The following is a 21,313-nucleotide window of genomic DNA, read 5'->3' on the forward strand; positions in this document are numbered from 1 at the left end:
TAGCCCTAGCAGCCAAGCTGCCAGGAATCTAGAAGCGATTGACTAGAAAGGGGCGTCTATATCAACCACGGCAATGAGTTTATGGTTAACAAACTCCTTGATGCCCAGACCCACAAGTTCACGGCCATAGCCTGAACGTTTAACGCCACCAAAGGGCAAGTCCGCCTTGGCCATGGTAGGGTGATTGACGAACACCATACCCGTGGTTATACGCTTAGCCACTTCTGCGCCATGCTTTGGATTGGCGGTAAAAACAGACCCGCCCAGACCAAACGGTGAATCATTTGCAATCTGCACTGCGTCATCTTCATCCTTGGCACGAAACAACATAGAGACCGGACCGAAGAATTCCCAATAGCGCGCAGGGTTGTCTTGTGAAATATCGGTCAGAATGGTCGGCTGAACGAAATTGCCTGAATTGGGAACGATTGGCCCTACTTCCGTTGCCGTAGCACCAAAAGAAACCGCCTGGCGTATCTTGTCCTTAATTTCTTCTGCGGCCGCCTTGGAAGAAAGTGGCGCCAAGGTGGTGGTTGGCTCGAACGGATCACCCGCTTTGAGTCTCGCAACCCCGGCGATATAACCCTCAAGAAACGTATCATAGACGTCATCAACAATGATCATCCGCTTAGAGGACACACAGACTTGGCCACCATTCCAGTGCCGCCCTAAGACCGCCCAGTCAATGGTTTTTTCCATCTCAGCATCGGCGAGAACCACGAATGCATCTGCACCGCCAAGTTCAAGTGTCGATTTTTTTAACGCCTTGCCTGCCTGCGCTGCAACGACTGCACCGGCGCCTTCCGACCCAGTCAATGCCACGCCGTGGACGCGCGGATCATTGATAATGGTTTCGAGTTGCGACCGTGTGGCATAAAGATTCTTAAACACACCCTCAGGCAGACCAGCATCGAGCATCAATTTTTCGAACGCAGCAGCAGCCTGCGGAACATTGGACGCATGCTTGAGCAACAGGGTATTACCTGCCGACATTTGTGGTGCGGCAATGCGGACTACCTGATAGAACGGGAAGTTCCATGGTTCTATCGCCAATAATACGCCCAGCGGTTCAGCGTAAATTACCGCTTCGCCTTCAGCCACTGGCAGCTTTTGAGGTGCCAACAGCGTCTGTGCATTCTCTGCATAGTAGTCGAAGATATCCGCCGACAGCGCAACTTCGGCTTTAGCTTCGGGCACAAGTTTGCCCATCTCAACAGTGAGCAGATTGGCGAAATAATCAACGTCACGGCGTAATATTTTAGCCGCGGCATGCATCACGCGTGCGCGCTCAACAAACTCGGTTTCCTTCCACGATAAAAAAGCAGTGTGCGCTTTTTCAATCGCTTGGTTAACCTCAGAGTCGGTTGCGTCTGGGAATGTTTCCAGAAGATCGCCCGTGTAGGGGTTACGTGTTTCATAAGTCATAATAGTTACCTTTGTTGGGTAATTTACCAACCGGGGGATAGGTGTTTGAGAACCGGCCCCCGATCTTGTATTGCAAAAGCTAACGCCCTAGGGCGAAGTCAGTACCATCTGATTGTCGCCAGCCACAGGGATCGCGGCCTCAATCAAAGTTAACGAGTCTTTCTTGGTTTCGCCCTTCGGGCGGGCAGAACCCATTACCGGTTCGTTATATTTGTCTGTGTCGTGCCCAATATCCGCTAAAGTGACGCCTCGAGAATACGACGTACATCGCTAGGGGTGATGTCATTGTGTTCGCCAAGGGCGGTCATACCATGTTCCTGCAAGGCCGTAACGATAAGCTCGATTTCGGCTGCGGCAATGCCATAGTCACTCAACCGAGTCTTGATCCCGAGTTTCTCGAAGAACGCTCGCGTTGCGTCGATTGCAGCATCAATCCGCTGGTCATCGGATCCCTCATTGATACCCCAGACATTAGTGGCATATTGCAACAATTTTTCGTATTTGTGGCCGCGCTGATCGCTCAACAGAGACGGCAGCACAACCGCAAGGGTGCGCGCGTGGTCGGTATCATTGAGCGCAGTGATCTCGTGTCCAATCATGTGAGTAGCCCAATCTTGCGGCACACCGGCACCAATTAATCCGTTCAGGGCCAGCGTTGCTGTCCACATCAGACTGGCGCGGATATCGTAATCTTCAGGTGTCTCAAGCGATTTAGGGCCAAGATCGATCAGCGTGCGCAGTAGGGACTCGGCAAAACCGTCCTGAACGTGTGAGGCACTTGGGTAAGTAAGATACTGTTCGACGATGTGTACAAAGGCATCGGCCGCACCGTTGGCAATCTGACGAGCAGGCAGAGTATAAGTAAGCTCAGGATCGAGCACAGAAAAGACGGGGTAGCAATGTGGACTTCTAAAAGGAAGCTTCGCTATCTTCTCAGGGTTGGTGATCACACCGCCATTGTTCATCTCTGAACCTGTCGCAGGTAGCGTCAGCACAGAGCCTAATGGCATCGCTGCCGTCACCTTCGAGCTGCCGGAAGTAAGGATCTCCCAAGGGTCGCCTTCATATAACGCCGCCATTGCAATGAATTTGGTCGCATCGATAACAGACCCGCCGCCAACGGCAAGTAGGAAAGTGATGTCGTTATCCTTGATCGCTTGGACAGCATTAAGCGTAGTGGCATAACGTGGGTTCGGCTCTATACCGCCAAACTCAATGAATGTGCGATCACAAAGTGCTGCGCGCACTTGCCCTAGGACGCCGGTTCGTTCCGCGCTGCCGCCGCCATAGATAATCAACACTTTTGCGTCTGCTGGAACATGATCGTTCAGGTCCGCAATACGGCCTTTACCAAAAAGAATTTTTGTCGGGTTGTGAAAGTCAAAGTTTTTCATTATCTAAATTTCCTTCTGTTTCAATGTACAGGTGTACGCCTGTGCAGGCGTACATCAATGTTTTTGCGCCTAGCGTTCAAATATGGGGCTAGACCTGATGCGTTGCTTTAATTAGCGACTGCATCTTCTTCGGCCATGCCCTGCTAACGAGGCGGTGATGACGAGTGATGTCGAGTGTTGTCGATTGGAAGCGGTTTGGCCGTCAGGTCCATCACGCTGTCAAAATATAAATGGCCAAGCGCAAACAGCGCTTTGGTATGAGTGGCACGTTTGCTGCTGCACGTTTGCTGCTGCACGTTTGCTGCTAAAGCTTGTGGCCTCGACCATACATAACGGCTCGTTCACTAAGGTCATCGGCAGAACGTCCGTAACCATAGTTCCGCTCGATGGCAATGACTTGGATGGCATACAACACGCTGCTGGTATTCACTTGCTTCCTATTTTCACGTTATTCTCTTGCTAATACTTTACTAGATAGTCAACTATAAAACTAGGTCAATCGTTTGTATAAATTCAACTTGAATATGTTAGACCTGATATTAAGTCCTGGACTGCGGTGTGAGCGATTTTTTATCACGTAGAGTGCACGAGAGTGGATAAGTATCTTACTTGCCGCCCTCTTCTGCCGCAGCTTCTAGATTATCGAAAGCGCTGAATTGAAAGCGCTATTGGTGCTTTACGTTAAATAACACTAATCATAGTTGACTGTTTAGCTATACTAACATACTAGTAATAGACTTTCCAATTTGGCACCGATAAAATCCACACACTGCTAGGGATTAGAATAAAGGGCTAGGGATTAGGGTAAAGGCTAGGGATTAGAATAAAAGGCTAGGGTTCAGAGTAAAGACTAGGGATTAGAATAAAAGGCCAGGGTCCAGAGTAAAAACCAGGCTCAGAGTAAATGCTAAGGATTGGAATAAAAGGCTAGGGTCCAGAGTAAAGACCAGGCTCAGAGTAAATACTAGGGTTCAGAGTAAAAGGCCTGGCTCAGAGTATAGGGGGCGATCTATCACGTCGAGTTCACAACGCTTGCCGTTGAAATTCAGCTTTATCAAGACCCAATTAGCTTTCACGTCCTACTCATTATCACTGCCTGCCAATAGTCTTGTTGTTATTAAAAAAGTTTGCGCTGATTGACCATAGGTTTGCTAACTCATACTGGCGCTTTTCGTAAACCCTAACTGTGTATGTTATCGGTATCAACCAAATAGCACTGGCGTGATAACAGCAATAGATCGGCCAAGAACAAGGCAAATATACTAGTGTCTCGGTTAACGATTAGCGTCGAAGCTGCCCGCCCCGCGAACAAAGACAATAAACACAAATTGACAAATAATCAGCTGCAGTTCCTAGATGATAATGCTTTGAAACCTTGTTTCAATAAAAGTAGCCAGATGGTCAACTAGTAACCGAAAAAATAATCACACTCTAAGCGGCATCCGGCGCAATACCCAGCATTTGCAGGGTTCCTGGCCAAATATCATCTAATAAAGTCGGATCATTGCGGACTTGGGCATGGGTCAACACCCCTTCAAAAAAACCGAGTACGCAACGGGCGCTCATCGCTGGATCGGCGACGTTAATCGTCCCCTCAGACTGGGCATCACGAATGGCAGATTCAATGTATTTGAGCAAATCGCTAAACGTATGCTGTAACTTCTTATCCAGTTCAGGCGCGGTACCGCTGATCTCAGCACCCACACTAAAATTGGGACAACCAAGGACACGACCGTGTTTCTCGAGCGCCTCAAACTGTGTTTGTCGTATATCGTCAAAATAAGCTTTCAGTCGCTCTAAAGGCGGTCGAGTCGCCGAAAATAAGGTATTCATTTTCGGTTTCTTTGCCTCCCATCCCTCGCGGATCGACTCGGCGGCAAGGTCGGACTTAGAGGTGAAAAAATAGTAGAAACTGCCCTTCTTCACGCCGGCGCGCTCACAAATAACATCAATCGTGAGAGTGCCATAACTGCTCTCCCACATCAGATCGGATATTGCCTGTAGCAGGCGTTCTCTGCCATCGCTTTTACGGCCCATTCGCTAATACCTATCATTACGTTTGTGTTTATTGTAGTTGACTATATAGTTAAGTCAATACTTCGACTATTTTCTGGCCGTTACATCGCAGTCGATCACAGTATTAAGTCAATAATATTGGCAGCAAAAGTAATCTGCAGCTAAATCTTAGCTAATTTACCCTAACTCGGAAATATTCATTGTTATTACACAGATGCTCTTTGGGGCAAACTTCATTGATCATAATCTTAAGATATCACCAGATCTCAATGCTGGATAGTGCGAGGTTAGCCTCCCCCATCACCAGATGATTATTATTGGCTATCACTGGCTATCACTGGCTACCATTGGCATACCTTGTGCTCACTCAGTAAAAAACAGCCCCGCAATGCGAGGCCGGATCAAATTAACATTTACTGTTGCTCTGTTGTCTCAGGGTAAAGACTATTCCACCACTCAGGCTGGTCTTTTAACTTTAAATCAAACCAGGCCATAGTGGTATCCCACCAGTCGAATCGTGCTTGGCGAGTATTGATATGATGGTTTTGGCCGTTAAACTCAACCAACTCCACTTCTTTACCTAATAATTTAAGGGCGGTGTACATGTAATGGCTTTCACCCACTGGCACATTAGTATCGGCATTACCGTGAATTAACAATAACGGGGTGGTGATTTTATCTGCATGATATAGCGGGCTTTGTTCAACGTAGAGCTCAGGGTTATTCCACGGAAAACTGCCTCGACTGGCCACACCAGAATAGCCATAACCCCACCAGCCATGTCCCCAGTAAGAAGATAAATTGCTGATCCCAGCATGGGACATTGACGCGGCAAAAATATCGGTTTTGGTGGCTAAATACATGGTCATAAAGCCGCCATATGACGCGCCCATGTTACCCACTCGTTTAGGGTCAACAAAATCATGTGCATCCAAGAATGCGTTAGTCCCTTCAATAATGTCCTCAGCACTGTATTTACCCCATGCATTCACATGACGTCCACTAAATGCTTGGCCATAACCGGTTGCACCATTGGGTTGTAGTACATACACAACATAACCTTGGGCTGCCCATAAATTAAATGGCCAACGACCGGTAAAGTGACGCCCTACAGGAGAGGTGCCGCCATAGTAATATACCAATGCGGGATACTTTTTACTGGCATCAAAGTCTGCGGGTAAATACACCCGACCATCAATATTGTGGCCATGCTTATTGGTAAAATCAAAATCTTGAATATCACCGAAACGGGTATTGGCATAGCTTTGTTGCTGACTATCGAACAACAGCTGCTTACCACTGGAGTTCAATGTCATTTTGAAGGTTTTTTGCGGCGCGGTGGCCGACGTACCCGCAAACACAATCGTTGGCGTAGATGGCTCGATTGCCACACTAAAGTAGTCAACCATATCAACGCCCGTGTCTATTCTACTAAAACGTTTTTTGCTTTTATCAAATAAATACAGTGGTGAGCGGTCACCTTCGGTTACCGTTAATATTACATCATCATTTTCTAGCTTGGTCATGCTACCAATAGCAGGGGTAAAGTCTTTGCTTAACGCGCTCACATTGCCTTTGCCATCGCGCCAATATAACTGGCCATCATAATCATTCACTTCGATGGTTTTATCCTGGACTCCCACACCATCCATAAAGCGTGGCCCAGCGGTAATGTACATGCCGTCATCGGCATATAACGCACTGCTAAAGCTACGATATTGGCCAATAACAGTTTCAGTTAACGCGTTTAGATTCAATTCAACTAACTGAGTTAACCCATGTGCAGGCTGTGCATAATCGACCGGAGAGCGAGTCAGTAACAAGGTACCGTTATCGACACTAGCATCTAGAAATGAGCTGCTGATCTTGTTATCGGTTAGCTGACGAATAAAACCTGAAGCCACATCTAATTGATAAATTTGGCTGTTGTTACGCCAGTCACTCCAGCGGTCTTCCAATGCGCGAAAACGCTTTGAGGTGGCTTTTTCATCGGCTTTAAAGGGTTTTTCCCAGTTAAATAACACGCTGTCACCGTACCAATGCAAACCAGACACATTGTCGATATCGCTCGCAACAACTTGGATAGTTAACTCCGCCACATTCAGTAATTGAATCTGTTTATTGGCCACAAACGCCAATTGTTTGCTATCACCCGACCACACGGCGCTGCTTGGTCGATTGTCTTGCCAGCGATACATCACACTGTTGTCCGACACCTTGCGTAACTCGGTCACTTCAATCGCGGTATCACCTTGGCTAGCCTGGTATTCAATCGTCGATTGCAGCAGGTATTTACCATTGGGTGACAGGGTTAAACTGTTAATTACTTTGGCATCAAATAGCTGCTGCGCAGACACACGTTGTGATTTTTGCTGGGTAAAATCGAGCTGATCAACATCGCTTTTCCCCTGCCAATCCAAGCTAAAAGGAACCTCTTTTTGCAGACCATCGGCCAATACTAAAACTTGGTAGTCGCCATTAGTTAAATTTAGCGAGACCTCATTAGCAGACTTCACTAATTGGCCATTCACATACACCTGTGGGTTATCAAGCCCTTTTACCGTCAACGTACCTTGGGTAAATCGATGGGTAGATACCGGCAGTTGATACGCTAACCAGCCCTCACCTTCAGCTGTTGATGAAGCCGCTTGCCAAGTCAGTTGTTGGTTAAATACTTGTATCGAATTAGACTTTTTAAGACCTGATCCCTCTACTACGTTAACCGCTAATTTGGCAACTAAGTTGGTCACTAAGTTGGCACGCAAAGCATCTGCTTGAGCACTTTTTGATAATGGTGTCGCAGTCAGTTGAATGACTGGGCCTAAGCGCTGAATGTGGCTAATATCAATTTCAGCCCCGTGAGCTATGCCTGAAATAGCCATGGCTAAACTGGTACAAACCAGTGTAAAAGCTTTCATGAAGCGTCCTTTTCTCGTTATTATTGCTGATTTCATATAACTTTTTATGCGCCACAGTGTGACAAAAATGGCTTATAAATGCATCTGTTTTTGATAGGTTCTAGAGCGGACTTCGTCCTGCTAGTGTCGCTGCTAAGATTGAGTCGCTGCGCGACTAGGTGCTAGAACGTGACTTCGTCACTGCTAGGATCGCTGCGCTGCTAGAGCGGACTTCGTCCTGCTAGGGACAGCTTCGCTGCTAAGATTGTATAGCATCTAGCCGCGTAGCGTCCTAGCAGCGTAGCGCTCTAGGCTCTTAGCTTGTCATCGCTCGTTACCGCTTGCCATCTCTGGTACAAGGACAGCTTCGCTGCTAAGATTTTATAGCGTCCTAGCAGCGTAGCGCTCTAGGCTTTTTCCTTGCATCCCGTCACAGCGATGTTGACTAGGCATCAAATTGATGCCATCTTGAGGTATCATTAAGGAGAGCAAATTATGAATAACTCACCGTTAGCTAGAGCTGGATTAAGTGAAGATTTATTCCAAGATCAGTTTAAGTACATTAATGCGATTAACATTGGGGTTGCGGGCACTGTGGTTAAGTCACTTATTGATAGAATGCCGCAGCAACGGGCATTCATCTGTAAAGCATTGGGGGTAACCAGTGGTAACGTCAGCAGACTTTATAAACTCAAAGCGCTAAACAAAACTCAATCAGAAGAAACGCTCGATATCATCAGTGTCTATGATGCTGCATATCATCTGTATGATGATATCGACTTAGCAAATGAGCTGCTACAAACGCCTATTCCGGCACTCAACAACCAGAAGCCGGTTGATCTACTCGATTCCTTTGCCGGACGTCGATTAGTAAAGGAAGTCCTCAATAAAATGAAATGGGGTGAGTTTTCATAAATGCGTATTTATCGGATCACCTCAGAAAAACACCTAGAGAGCTATAATGGCTTAGGCGCGAGTTACTTAGACGGCGCCAGATGGAATAACAAAGGCTATCCGGTTATGTACTTTGCCATGTCAGCATCAGTTGCTATGCTCGAAATGGCAAACTATTACCCGCTGCCAAAATTCATCCCAAAAAATTTCATGTTAGGTATTTACGAGATACCAGACCAGCTATTATCGCAATTTGATCTTTCGCTCTTGCCTGATGATTGGAACGTGTACCCTTATCCCAGCTCGACTCGCAAGCTTGGCAGTGAGTGGCTAGATTTAAACTTAAATGCCGGACTTATTGTGCCTAGCGCTGCGACGCCAGATGGACTTGAATCAATCATTGTTGTTAATGGGCGTCACCCAGGCGCTGAGCAGATAAAATTGATAGATAAGAAATTGAAACTGTTTAATGAAAGGGCATTCGTCGGACGTAAGGACTGAAACTGCTATTGCTATTGATTTTATAGCATCTAGCCGCGAAGCGTTCTAGCAGCGCAGCGCTCTAGGCTGTTGCTGTTGCTATTGATTTTATAGCCTCTAGCCGCGTAGCGTCCTAGCAGCGAAGCGCTCTAGGCTCTTAGATTGTTATCGCTTGATATCGCTTGATATCGCTCGCCACCGCTTGTCATCTAAATTCTAGGCTATTGATTTTATAGCCTTCTAGCAGCAAATAACAAATCAAACGAATAAGGATTCAAAATGAGTAGTAATGTAGATATTAACAATCGCCCCGATTACGACCATGTCATCCAAGATATCGCTGATTATGTATTAACGTTTGAAGTCTGCAGCGAAGAAGCTCTCGACACCGCTCGTAACTGTTTAATGGACACAATAGGTTGTGGGCTCCTCGCGCTGCGCTTTCCTGAGTGCACCAAACACCTCGGACCTATCGTACAAGGCACACTGGTGCCAAATGGCGCCCGAGTGCCAGGAACATCGCTGACGCTCGATCCGGTAAAAGCCGCGTGGGACATTGGTTGTATCATTCGTTGGCTCGATTACAACGACACTTGGTTAGCTGCTGAATGGGGGCATCCATCGGATAATTTAGGCGCCATTCTGGCCGTGGCGGATCATTTATCTCAAGTTAGACTGTCTAATGGCGAGCCGCCTCTCATGATGCGAGAAGTACTTGAAGCCATGGTCATGGCACATGAAATTCAAGGCGTGATCGCGCTAGAAAACTCGTTTAATCGGGTTGGTTTATGCCACGTTTTATTAGTACGAGTGGCCTCCACTGCGGTTGTCACTAAAATGATGGGCGGCAACAGAGAGCAAATCATGGCGGCAATATCTCAAGCTTGGGCCGACGGTGGTGCACTGCGCACCTACCGTCACGCACCAAATGCGGGCTCTCGTAAATCTTGGGCTGCGGGCGATGCCACCTCACGAGCGGTTTGTTTGGCCAACATGTCAATGCGCGGAGAAATGGGCATACCAAGCGTGTTAACCACGCCACAATGGGGATTTTATGATGTGTCTTTCTCGAAAACCAATAAAGACCAAGCGCTCAAACCCCAGGCTGAACGCCAGTTTTCATTTTCCCAAGACTATGGCTCTTATGTGATGGAAAATATCTTGTTTAAGATTTCCTTTCCTGCCGAGTTTCACGCGCAAACCGCCGCAGAAGCGTCGGTTATACTACATCCTCAGGTAAAATCTCGTTTGGCAGAAATTAACAAGATCGTGATCCGCACCCACGAGTCGGCCATTCGCATTATTTCAAAAACGGGTTCACTTGCCAACGCTGCGGACCGCGACCATTGCTTGCAATACATGATTGCGGTTCCGTTGGTGTTCGGCAGTTTGACCGCCGACCATTATGAAGACGATTTTCACGGCACACATCCCATCATCGATGAGCTGCGTGACAAAATGGAAATTGTCGAAGATAAGCGCTTTACGGCAGAGTATTTAGAAGCGGATAAACGCTCTATCGCCAATGCTATTCAGGTTTTCTTTAACGATGGCAGCAGTACAGAAGAAGTGGTTGTAGAATACCCAGTGGGTCATCGCCGCCGTCGTAAAGAAGGAATGCCGCTATTGGAGCTGAAATTCAAAGCGAACTTAGCATCACGTTTCCCAAACCAGCAGTGCCAAACGATCTTCACTGTGTGTAAAGATCAAACCACGCTAGAGGCCACGCCAGTAAACCGCTTTATGGACTTATTTGTTATCGGGTTCTAGGTTCTTCTAGGACGGACTTCGTCACTGCTAGGATCGCTGCGCTGCTAGAGCGGACTTCGTCCTGCTAGGGACAGCTTCGCTGCTAAGATTGAGTCGCTGCGCGACTAGGTGCTAGAACGGACTTCGTCCTGCTAGTGTCGCTGCGCGACTAGGCTGTTGCTGTTGCTATTGATTTTATAGCATCTAGCCGCGTAGCTTCCTAGCAGCGCAGCGCTCTAGGCTTTTTTGCTCGCTGTCGCTCGTCACCTAGCTCTAGTCTTTCGCTTTTGGCATGTATACATTGCAACATACACGGTCATCTTGTTAGTGTTAGCCGCAAGCGATGACTTTAATAACCAACAATTGACGGAGCGCCACTCATGGGATCTAATAATACTGATCAGCATAAACACAGTATCGCCACTTTTGCGGCCTTAAAAACCGCCATAGCGAATGGTGAAGAGCAGTTAGTAAAAGAATTGTTGGCAGACCAACCGATGCAAGATCTTGAAAAAAGCTATCTCATTGACTTAGCCGAAGTCACCAACAACCACACTATCATAAAGCTGCTTAAAGATATTCCCGTAAAGAAATAGGTTCACTTATCGAACAGCGTCGGCACTGAATATTGGATGTCAGCCGGGAGAAGAGCAATGCCCATTTCATCACCCAAACCGTGCAGTGAAGTGAAGTGGGAAATGTTATCGCAACACTCGCTCAATATACTCAGATGCAATCCTTCAAAAGACAGCAACACTCAGAAACGATAGCTACAACGGCAATGTTCAGTCAACCTTGACTGGCATTGACGGTATGCTTAAAGTCTGGCTGGTAATGATGCTGAAGTGTTGTTGGATCCTGTCGATATTGATATGTATGCCCTCAAAAAAGAGCATAAAATCACAGACAGATCTGCAGGTCAATTATCTTATTTTAAACGGACTAAAAACGTTGTCGGTCTTGCCCAGATTGACCTATATTGGTGTCAATTAAAAATACTGATAGGGCTGCATTTGCGTTTTAGCATTGATCCCACTCAAGTTTAGCGAATGCCAGACATCACGAGAACACCATTGCCAGCGCAGATGCCGCGATGTTCGTTCCCAAAACATGCGGTAAAAACAGAATTGAAGTCGCCCCATGACGTGAACAGACAAGAACACTGTCGCCGCTTTGGGAGGGGAATTTTAGAACGATTGAGCAGATTGACATGGTATGACTGTGCCAATAACGCCATAATCCAGAGCGTCAAGAATAACAAAAAGTAAAAATCACTAACCGAAAACAGCGCTCCACACTTAACAACTTGAAATCAATGACTTAATCGCTAAATAGTTCTGGGCTATTTTACCGATTTTCACGCATCACCACTAACACACCGATTAATAAAAAATTATATTTTTCAAGCTAAATCGATTAGAGTAGAACCTAGTAAAAAATAATAGAATTTTAAGGAACACTATGAGCACCATGCAACAAGCTTCATATCAAGAACTACAAAAATCTCTAGAATGTTATTTTACTGTTGATGAACAAGAGTATCTATTCCCTATATTGCTTAGCAGGGCTGGTGATTCTAGAAAGGCAATATTTTGGTTTAATAACGAACCAATACCCGCATTCGGTAACATCACTGCCTTATCGGTTTGTGCTAGTGGTGATGGTAAACAGTTCATCGATTACATCAAATCAACTCAGTTGGGTGGTGACGCTTAAACTAAACTATTGAACTAAACTAGAACTAAACTATTGGGGTCAAACTAAAACTATTTGGGTCAGAATAAACTTTATAGGGGCGTTGATAGGAGCATGTTTAAATGGCGTGCTCGATGATTGTGTTCGTGGTTACCCAACTCTGTACTTGAGAGTTATATATTAATCTTTTTTGTAGTTTTGTTTCAATACCTTACTGCAAAATCATCAATTTTTTTATCACTTGAGAATAACTGCCAGTATTTAATGTACGATCACCAGTACTCAACCAAAAAATATCAAACTATATTATAAATGATCAAACACTATTAAGAATTATCAAACTTTAATATAAACGTACACATGGGCTCATTATCTAGGATAGAAAAGCCATTTTACACACCCACAAAATGCCACGATAAGTCACCGCTATAGCACTTTTGCGATGACCATTAGCCGTGTTGAGTTGATGTCAAACACAGGTTTGGCTGAGCGTTCCTGAGCAACCACACCGAACAAACACCATCGCGCATTACAGTATTATGATGTCAACACGCCAAGCTCATGTTTAACGCTTAAGAAGAATGACGTTAATAAGTATTTCTGCGCTTGCTTGTAAACCTGTTATCGCCTCATATTCTGCGACTCGTTGATCCCTGACATCATTCGACAAATTTATGATCGCCAAGTCATCATCATCATCATCATCATCATCATCATCAAGTACGTCATAAACGATGAAAACAAAAAAAACAATAAGCATAAATATTGCAAGTGAGTCTTTTACCATTTTTTTTAAAGAATTAACTGACAGACAAAACTCAACCTTTATAGCCTTGAATGGTTAGGTTGTAAGCTTATCGCAAAAAAACGTTAATATTTATACAATCTTTTTCGCTAGTATTCGTCTAAACTTCAGACTAATGTTAAAATTATGTGAAAAGCAATAGCACCATACTGGCCAATTTAACGGGGAGACCAAGATGAATACCTTAGGCCAATGCAAGCAACTATGGGTGCTAATAAGTTATATCTTTATACTGATGCCCATGGGCATAGTTAATGCTAAAGATTGGTCGATACCAGAGACCCTAGTGGATAAAGTATCTGCACTAGAAACGGATCAAAAAACCTTCATAACAAGTGGTGACGCTCTCAAATTTCTACCTGAACGACAGCTAGTGCATGAAATTAGAAGCCGAGATATCCCAAAGTTAAAAGTGCTTATAAACGACATAATGACAGTTGCTGCGCAAATGACTTACGACCCAGCAAAAGATATGGGCGCTATTCCTTTAAATACTTCAAATACCGACTTTTACCGCAGTATTGTGACACCTGCTCCGCTAAGAAAAATGAAACGCGAAGACGGTCCCTTTAGTGTTAGCAGATATATGTTTCCAACATCGGGCATATCAACATTTGCCGGCGCGAAAGTAGCCATTTATCCAGAAGATTTAGTAGCAGGAAATGTAGACGTAGCCATTATTGGTATTCCTAGCGATATGAGTAGCGGTCGGCGTAATGCTGAATATGCCCCCCGATATATGCGTGCAATGAAGACGATAGATACTCGCGACATACAATCCTTATTAGACCCAATGGAAGTATTAAGTATTGTCGACTACGGTGACTTTCAGGTCGACAATATGAGTGGCGAAAGATCAGTTGATCATATTATCAAAATGGTCGCTGAAACCTCATCGACAAATGCTATCCCCATGATGGTCGGCGGCGACACTTCAATTTTATACCCTGCGGTAAAAGGAATTGCTCTGAATAAGGGGCAAAAGACCTTTGGCCTTGTGCATTTTAGCGCGCATCCCGATGCTGAGCGACAAATAGCGAATACCATTTCAGATACCCAAACTATATTTAGGCTCATTAATGAAAAAATTGTTGATGGTAATGATGTCGTTCAAATAGGCTTGCGCGGACAATCTGTCGATATTGATACGCTGCAATGGCTCCGAGAACAAGGCGTAAAATATCACACCATGGCAGAAATAAATAAACGCGGTATATCAAGCGTAATTAAAAAAGTGAAAAAGGAAATAACCCGAGGCCCTGATCAAATATTTGTATCGATAGATGTCAGTGTTATTGAGCCAACGCAAATGATATCTGCAGGTCGTATTGCTTCGAATGGCCTAACGTTGAAAGATGTGACAGAAGCAATAAGGTACTTATGCGCGGCTAAAGATATAGTAGGTTTTGAAATTACGGATATGTCGCCTATGTTAGATTATTCGCGCCTTTCTGCAGTAAATGCTAATGCCGTTTTAAATGCTTGTCTAGTGGGGGTAGCGGTTCGCGAAGCCGGACTAAAACCTGATTATGTGCATCCTTTGGCGCTTAGCCATGGGAATTAATACAACAGGTAAATCATTTTCACAAGCCCATAAACAAGGAAGTGTAATTATGCGTGTATCCAACACTAGCGCCCTAATGTGTAAAGTCCTCGCACTGGCGGGATTATTTAGTATCTCTCTTTTTGCGCTTGCACAGGACACCTCCGGGCATGTTACAGGCACTAATCCTTATCCATATAATACTGTGGACCCGCGTGAAGAAGTACCAGAACCAATTGAGCTTCCCGACGACGTGTTACCTATGTTAGAAAGTCTTTCACCCGAAGATATAGAGTTATTGAAAAGCGGCAGAGCCAAAAAATACACAGGCGGTGCTGATGGAATTAAAGAGAGCATTTCAGCGTTTACACCCGACGAATTGCAAGCTTGGGTAGATGCCATAAGAACAGTACTTGAAGCTAGTGTATATATAGAAGGAAGAGATTCACCTAACATACCACTTAATACAGAATCGGAAGAATTCAACGCTTGGCGTGTGCTTCGTCCGCGCTCTCTCGATCCAGAGCGCGATGCAGGACCACTTAATCTTGGTCGTTACAATGGTTTTGGCGGCCCACAAACTTTTGGTGGTTTCCCATTAGCACTAACTAAAGAAGATTTAATCGCCGGTGAAGTAGACGTAGCTATTCTTGGCGCGCCACTGAATATGGGCAGCGGATGGCGAGACTCTGGTCCACGTGCAACCGCTGAACTGCGCATTCATGGGCGAGGCATGGGAAGCCTTGATCAGTATGTTTTAGTAAAAGGTTCATCGGTCCTTAAGATTGTAGACTATGGCGATGTAGCGGTAGATAACTTAAGTACCGAGCGCTCTATGGAACATATTCGCTCACTAGTGCGTGAAATAGCCGAGACCGGCGCTGTTCCTATTATTGTGGGCGGTGACCATTCACTTTCATACCCCAATATAGCCGGTATTGCAGACGTGTATGGTAAAGAGAAAGTGTCGGTTATCCACTTCGATTCGCACTATGATGCATGGTGGGGCGGTGCTCATCTTATTAGCCATGGATTACCCGTATACCGACTGTTAATTGAAGGTCACGTCAGGGCCGCAGATTATATTCAAATGGGCTTAAGGGCATCAGGTCCAGATAAGGTTGCTTTTAAGTGGATGCGCGAACAAGGAATGCGTTATCACACTATGGCGGAAATTGAACGCCGTGGTTGGGAAGCCGTAATTGATCGCGTGGTAGCTGAGGCAAGTGAAGAAGGGCGAAAACTGTTTATCTCCTTTGATATAGACGTGATTGACCCTGCATTCACTGTCGCGACGGGAACACCTGTTCCTGGTGGATTGAATATGCGAGAATCCATCTCGATTGTAAGACGATTATGTTCAGAATCAAATGTGGTTGGGTTTGATCTTGTAGAATTGCATCCTGCATTAGACCCCACCTATCGCACTACCCAAAATAGCGTTCATATTATCAAAGCCTGTATAACCGGCCTTGCTATGCGTAAAGAAGGTCTTACCGACAAACATTATCTTAGCCCTGTTTCTAGTGAACATGCGATTGACAATTATTATGGCGACCAGCAAAAATATATTGATGCTACTGCCGCTGAAGTTGCTAAAGAAAAAGAGAAAGAGGAGGAGGATAAAAAAAGAAGTGAAGAAGAGCAGTAGAGCTAGAGTATAAGTAAAACAAAACATGATATTTTTCTATGCAACAGGGGCCGTTGTTATTGTTTTAGGCGTTGCTAGCTGGCAGTCGGATCAGGGCTATTTTTTCCACGTTGTGATGTCGTCACTTGTGCTCCAAGGTTACTGTTAGGCGCAAACATCACGAACTAGGGAGTAATCCAAAACGCGTAAGGTTGAGTCTAGGAGGCGGAATTAACGCCGCTAATTTGCCAATGAAGTCGATTGGGTCAAAAAAACGTGAGTTGTACCATCACGATATGGCGTCTTCAATTCATAGCGCACTTTTACATGTGGAGTCACTACATAGCCCCCGTAAGAAACCATTTCCAAGCCGACCGCAGCGCAAGAATTCATCAAACTCTCCTTCCACATATTTGGGTAATCCTTTTCCTTACTCGAAAAGTTTGCTGTAAAGTCAGGGTATTATCGTTCGACCAACTGATTAAGCAAGGTAGTTTCTGGCCGATGGCGCTTATATTTCTCACTTTGTTGTAATGGCAGCACATTCGTTCGTCCTTGAATTCTGTGCAGATAAGTGTGGCAAAAAGAGGCGCAATTAATTAATGACGGCACTATGAGCCGGATCGGGTGTACTAAATGACCGATTTAGTTCCGTGTTATTAATACTTAAAAGTGAACTTTGAATGTCCGCCATGGAACAAAACAAATGAAAGCCAAGCGCAATCCCCACTACCTTGAAACGATTATATTTGGCAGGTGAGTTTTCATACTCTTGCCCTGCCCACCAGCCCCTATTACAGGCGCCTACACAATATCCAGTTTTGGTTACTTAAATCTATTATTCACTACATAATGTAACCATTTTTGCACATTAACAAGAGTCATCAATAGTAGCATTGACAAGGTAAACTTAAAGTCCTAAATTAAATACATTAGGTGGATTTATTTCATTTAAGGTAACCATTTAAGGACTTTAAAAATGAGCAACATGACCGCATCAGCTTTTGCTGAAGAGATCGGTGTGCGCTTGAAGCAAGCGCGTCTTAATCGAGATCTCACTCAATCAGAGGTCGCCGTTCTTTCTGGTGTAGCACGTAAAACGGTACTGAATGCTGAAAAAGGTAAAGTACAACTAGAGATTTTGATCGCCATTATGATGGCACTAGATCTGACAGATCAGATAGACCGATTTCTTCCTAAACAAGAAATTTCCCCTTTACAATTGGCTAAATTACAAGGAAAGAAAAGGCAAAGAGCATCTGGACAACGCCGCGACGCAGATGAGGAAACGCCCGAATGGTAATGGAAGTCATCAAGATCATATACCAAGAACATGAGGTTGGTGCGGTGAGTTTTGATACCGACAAAGGCATGGGCGCATTTGAATATGACCCTAGCTTTGTGAAAAAAGGAATCGAACTGTCTCCTATCAAAATGCCATTATCTAAGCGCATTTATAGCTTCCCTGAACTAGATTTCAATACGTTCAAAGGGCTACCCGGACTAATTGCAGATTCATTACCCGACGACTTTGGTAATGCAGTTCTCAACGCATGGGTTGCTGGGCAAGGTCGTTCACCAAATGACATCACACCACTGCAACGGCTTCAATATACTGGTAAGCGAGGCATGGGAGCATTGGAGTATGCGCCAGCAACACAATTACGCAGTCTCAATGCTTCGCAGCAAGTAGAAATCAAGTCGCTAGTATCGATCGCACAAGAAATCTTGGATTCCCGTGGCCATTACGACGTTGAGTTAAAACAACATGGCCAAGAAGAACGAGAAGCAATGATGTCTTTACTCTCTGTAGGCATGAGCGCAGGAGGAGCCAGACCCAAAGCGGTATTGGCCTTCAATGAGGATTTTACTCAGGTTCGTTCTGGCCAGGCCACCGTCCCTGATGGTTTTACTCATTACCTAATAAAATTTGATGGCGTAAGTGAACATAATAAAAACCAAGAAACCTTTGGCGACCCTCTTGGCTATGGGGCTATGGAGTTTGTCTATCACTTAATAGCTAAAAAGTGCAGTGTCGATATGATGCCATGTCGCTTGCTTCAAGAAGGCAATCGAAGACATTTTATTACTCAACGATTTGATCGAATGAAAAATAAAAAGGTACACGTACAAACGCTTAATGGCATAGCACACGTGGACTATAAAAAGCCTGGCTCATTCTCTTATGCTGAATTACTTGGTATAGCCAGACAGTTAAAACTCTCTGCACCTGAAGCTGAACAACTACTAAAACGCATGACCTTTAACATAATTGCCCGAAATCATGACGATCACTCAAAAAACGTCGCCTTTATTCTAAAAAATGACAAATGGTCACTTGCTCCAGCTTATGATCTTGCATACAGCTATAAGCCCGGCAGCAAATGGGTCAATAGCCACTGGATGAGCTTAAATGGGAAAAGAGATAATTTTAGTCGTTCTGATTTCTACAGCTTAGAAAAACTAAGCCCACTCTTTAGCAAAAGAAAGATTGACGACATCCTTGATGAAACTATCGAGCATGTATCAAGTTGGCGTAATCTTGCCGAAGCGTGGGATGTTCCAAAAACACTCATAAATGAAATAAACACAAATTTGCGTCTGGAAATTTAGCAATAGGACGGACTGCGTCCTGCTAGGATCTAGGGCGTGACTGCGTCCTGCTAGGGACAGCTGCGCTGCTAAGATTGAGTCGCTGCGCGACTAGGCTATTGATCTTATAGCCTCTAGCCGCGTAGCGTCCTAGCAGCGAAGCGCTCTAGGCTTTTTTGCTCGCTACCGCTTGTCATCGCTTGCCATCCCTCGTTACCGCTCGCCATCATTCTCTAGTCTTTTGTCAGCAAAATATGCAGCAAATTATCCTGAAAAGTAATATTGCCCGGCAACCGGCTATGTTGCTCGCAAATCATGACCGCGTATTGCAACGGGAAGTAACTGTATTGGTGTCTTGGCTGCAGCGGATCCAGCGAGGTTTTGGCCAATAATGATTGCTTACTTACCGCACCATCGCCCGGTTCCAGCATTAGCGCCTCATAATCAATATTCTTCAGTGGCGCTTTTATTTCTTTTGGCCATAACCTAACAAAAGATTCGTTATCAATATCTTCAATCAAAATTCGGGCAGGTGTTTGATGACAATCACCGCCGAACACAATAAGTTGCTCCGCCGGATCGTCATTTTTAACACTCAACGACCACACAAAACGCCGCGCGCTCTCCAGCTGCTTATACAGGTCGTCGGTTGACACAAGCGCAATGTTATCTGACTGACGGTGTTTTTCAAGGGAGTTGTCGCCTTATTTTTTTATTTCAGAGACCACAAAATCAACACCCTCATAGAAACCACCTGTCTCTCCGGAGAGTACCCTTACATCAAAAAACTCTTTTTGAAGCTTAATATTTTCACTGCCCAAATGATTTATCGTTAAAGAATATTCACCTGGCGTTAAGTCCTGAACTACAAAGAATCCATCGTATTCCGGTTTGATGTTTTTATAATAGGTACCGTCTTTTGTCACGACTATCTCAACATAACTAAAAAATTTCTTACTTATTTTAGTATCTGTTCCAGGTAGGGAGATAGAGCCCATTATCAAAGATAAGGGCACCAGTCCCACTGCTATTTTTTTACCCGATGCTGGGATCAGTACCATACCTTGAGTCGCATTCACCCTCAGTGTAGGATCTAGCATAATGTCTGAATAATCATAAACAAGTTTGTGACTTCTATAGGGTGAAATATCGCTAAGATAAAAAGTACCTTCTTGAGTTGTTTTTACTTGGCTTTGACCTATGCTGACGCCAACGCCAGCAAGCGGCTCTTCGCCCCTCTCTTTTTTGCCGTTACCATTTTTATCGATAAACACGATCCCCTCTAGGTAACTATTATCTGGATTTCTGGCATTATTGGGCATAAAGGGTTTTTTCATATTGAGAACGGTTTCGTAGCTTGCTCCCACCCGGTGTATGTCATCCCTTTCGCTTTTGTAGTCGTAGTCGATTTTTAAAAAAACGTCAAATTTATATTCAAAACCTATTGTCAGGTTAAAAAGATCATTTGTATTATAATTAACCTCAATGTTGTAAGAATATTTATTGTTCCTACTAAGCCTCTTTCTCAGCCTGGCGCTATAACGCCAGCGGGCATGGCGTCCATCATTATAAGCTGCTTCTACGTTATAGGTGAAATCGTTCCGGGCATAATTAACGGCTATCTTTCCTGTATAGTTAGCTTGCCGATCAGCTTCTTTTATCACGCTCCTGCCAAGATCTAGATCCATGCGTATAGAGTTGCTAATATCATAGCTTAATCCGGTATCATATTTATTCTGAGTTCTATCTCGATAATTTTTATTTGAAAATCTGAAAAAATAATCGCTTCTTCCATAATCTCCGCTTATCTCCGCTTCCTGGTAAAGGTCCTTGCTTTCATCTTCAGCCAATAGGTGGCTATAATTCTCATAGCGGTATGATAATTTATGGGAAAAGATCTCACTTTCCCACTCGCTAATGTATCCCTCACTCCTATCTGCAAGTGAATCATAATAGGAAAGGTGAGTCACTAAGGGGATAAATAAATTAGAAAAACGGTATCCAGCCTGTTGCTTTACATAACGATAGAGCGTGTCTTCATCGCGCGTATCGTAATAGTCTAAGGAATAACTGAGGTTGTTTGTTAGCCCGTAGGCAATACCATATTTGCGATCATCTGTAATGGTCAAGTATTTCTGGAGAGATTTTAAGCCGCTTTTTTTAACTCATTATATTTCTGATGTGGCGTCTTAT

At 44.6% G+C, this 21,313-nt stretch carries 17 protein-coding genes and 1 pseudogene; 9 read left to right on the forward strand and 9 right to left on the reverse strand.

Going from position 1 to position 21,313, the window contains the following annotated elements; all coding sequences use genetic code 11:
• Nucleotides 1-42: 42 nt before the first annotated feature.
• From AAEZ02_RS13070 to AAEZ02_RS13090, 5 genes are all read right to left on the reverse strand, one after another.
• Entirely contained in the window at nucleotides 43-1,425 is a 1,383-nt protein-coding gene (locus AAEZ02_RS13070) for an NAD-dependent succinate-semialdehyde dehydrogenase (RefSeq protein ID WP_124013976.1), read from the reverse strand.
• A 236-nt stretch (nucleotides 1,426-1,661) separates the two neighbouring features.
• Entirely contained in the window at nucleotides 1,662-2,819 is a 1,158-nt protein-coding gene (locus tag AAEZ02_RS13075; RefSeq protein ID WP_124013977.1) for an iron-containing alcohol dehydrogenase, read from the reverse strand.
• A 304-nt stretch (nucleotides 2,820-3,123) separates the two neighbouring features.
• A complete protein-coding gene (locus tag AAEZ02_RS13080) occupies nucleotides 3,124-3,249 on the reverse strand; it encodes a hypothetical protein (RefSeq protein ID WP_351089245.1) in 126 nt (41 codons plus the stop codon).
• Between the two features lie 1,001 nt (nucleotides 3,250-4,250).
• On the reverse strand, nucleotides 4,251-4,856 hold the full coding sequence (locus AAEZ02_RS13085; RefSeq protein ID WP_124013979.1) for a TetR/AcrR family transcriptional regulator: 606 nt from the start codon (nucleotides 4,854-4,856) through the stop codon (nucleotides 4,251-4,253).
• Nucleotides 4,857-5,248: 392 nt separating this feature from the next.
• Nucleotides 5,249-7,753 carry an alpha/beta hydrolase family protein gene (locus AAEZ02_RS13090; protein ID WP_124013980.1) on the reverse strand — a complete coding sequence of 835 codons (2,505 nt, stop codon included), beginning with the start codon at nucleotides 7,751-7,753 and terminating at the stop codon, nucleotides 5,249-5,251.
• Between the two features lie 474 nt (nucleotides 7,754-8,227).
• Between AAEZ02_RS13090 and AAEZ02_RS13095 the strand changes: the two genes are divergently transcribed.
• From AAEZ02_RS13095 to AAEZ02_RS13115, 5 genes are all read left to right on the forward strand, one after another.
• On the forward strand, nucleotides 8,228-8,647 hold the full coding sequence (locus tag AAEZ02_RS13095; protein ID WP_124013981.1) for an Xre family toxin-antitoxin system antitoxin: 420 nt from the start codon (nucleotides 8,228-8,230) through the stop codon (nucleotides 8,645-8,647).
• A complete protein-coding gene (locus AAEZ02_RS13100) occupies nucleotides 8,648-9,127 on the forward strand; it encodes an RES family NAD+ phosphorylase (protein ID WP_124013982.1) in 480 nt (159 codons plus the stop codon). It abuts the gene before it with no gap.
• Between the two features lie 258 nt (nucleotides 9,128-9,385).
• Complete coding sequence (gene prpD, locus AAEZ02_RS13105; RefSeq protein WP_124013983.1) at nucleotides 9,386-10,876, forward strand: 2-methylcitrate dehydratase; 1,491 nt, start codon at nucleotides 9,386-9,388, stop codon at nucleotides 10,874-10,876.
• A gap of 359 nt (nucleotides 10,877-11,235) precedes the next feature.
• Nucleotides 11,236-11,451 (forward strand): hypothetical protein, encoded by a 216-nt coding sequence (locus AAEZ02_RS13110; RefSeq protein WP_351123512.1) that lies wholly within the window; start codon nucleotides 11,236-11,238, stop codon nucleotides 11,449-11,451.
• 865 nt (nucleotides 11,452-12,316) lie between these two features.
• Entirely contained in the window at nucleotides 12,317-12,571 is a 255-nt protein-coding gene (locus AAEZ02_RS13115; RefSeq protein ID WP_351076503.1) for a hypothetical protein, read from the forward strand.
• A gap of 544 nt (nucleotides 12,572-13,115) precedes the next feature.
• On the opposite strand, the gene AAEZ02_RS13120 is transcribed toward AAEZ02_RS13115, so the two are convergent.
• Nucleotides 13,116-13,310 (reverse strand): hypothetical protein, encoded by a 195-nt coding sequence (locus tag AAEZ02_RS13120; RefSeq protein WP_351123515.1) that lies wholly within the window; start codon nucleotides 13,308-13,310, stop codon nucleotides 13,116-13,118.
• Between the two features lie 220 nt (nucleotides 13,311-13,530).
• Between AAEZ02_RS13120 and AAEZ02_RS13125 the strand changes: the two genes are divergently transcribed.
• Nucleotides 13,531-14,919, forward strand: a complete 1,389-nt coding sequence (locus tag AAEZ02_RS13125) for an agmatinase family protein (protein WP_351123517.1) — start codon at nucleotides 13,531-13,533, stop codon at nucleotides 14,917-14,919.
• Nucleotides 14,920-14,968: 49 nt separating this feature from the next.
• Nucleotides 14,969-16,549 (forward strand): agmatinase family protein, encoded by a 1,581-nt coding sequence (locus tag AAEZ02_RS13130; RefSeq protein WP_351076508.1) that lies wholly within the window; start codon nucleotides 14,969-14,971, stop codon nucleotides 16,547-16,549.
• A gap of 101 nt (nucleotides 16,550-16,650) precedes the next feature.
• On the opposite strand, the pseudogene AAEZ02_RS13135 reads toward AAEZ02_RS13130, so the two are convergent.
• Nucleotides 16,651-16,855 (reverse strand): annotated as a pseudogene (locus AAEZ02_RS13135) (transposase); the annotation flags it as partial.
• Nucleotides 16,856-17,507: 652 nt separating this feature from the next.
• On the opposite strand from AAEZ02_RS13135, the gene AAEZ02_RS13140 reads away from it, so the two are divergent.
• Both AAEZ02_RS13140 and AAEZ02_RS13145 read left to right on the forward strand, forming a co-directional pair.
• Complete coding sequence (locus AAEZ02_RS13140) at nucleotides 17,508-17,831, forward strand: helix-turn-helix transcriptional regulator (RefSeq protein WP_124013342.1); 324 nt, start codon at nucleotides 17,508-17,510, stop codon at nucleotides 17,829-17,831.
• Nucleotides 17,831-19,141 (forward strand): type II toxin-antitoxin system HipA family toxin, encoded by a 1,311-nt coding sequence (locus AAEZ02_RS13145; protein ID WP_351123531.1) that lies wholly within the window; start codon nucleotides 17,831-17,833, stop codon nucleotides 19,139-19,141. Before AAEZ02_RS13140 ends, AAEZ02_RS13145 begins: the two co-directional genes overlap by 1 nt.
• Before the next feature lie 212 nt (nucleotides 19,142-19,353).
• Here the strand turns inward: AAEZ02_RS13145 and AAEZ02_RS13150 are convergent, their stop codons facing one another.
• Both AAEZ02_RS13150 and AAEZ02_RS13155 read right to left on the reverse strand, forming a co-directional pair.
• A complete protein-coding gene (locus tag AAEZ02_RS13150) occupies nucleotides 19,354-19,719 on the reverse strand; it encodes a hypothetical protein (protein ID WP_351123521.1) in 366 nt (121 codons plus the stop codon).
• 105 nt (nucleotides 19,720-19,824) lie between these two features.
• Nucleotides 19,825-21,249, reverse strand: a complete 1,425-nt coding sequence (locus tag AAEZ02_RS13155; RefSeq protein WP_351123524.1) for a hypothetical protein — start codon at nucleotides 21,247-21,249, stop codon at nucleotides 19,825-19,827.
• Between the last annotated feature and the right edge of the window lie 64 nt (nucleotides 21,250-21,313).

It is taken from the genome of Shewanella sp. T24-MNA-CIBAN-0130, assembly GCF_040310185.1.
In the GTDB taxonomy this organism is placed as follows: domain Bacteria; phylum Pseudomonadota; class Gammaproteobacteria; order Enterobacterales; family Shewanellaceae; genus Shewanella; species Shewanella psychromarinicola.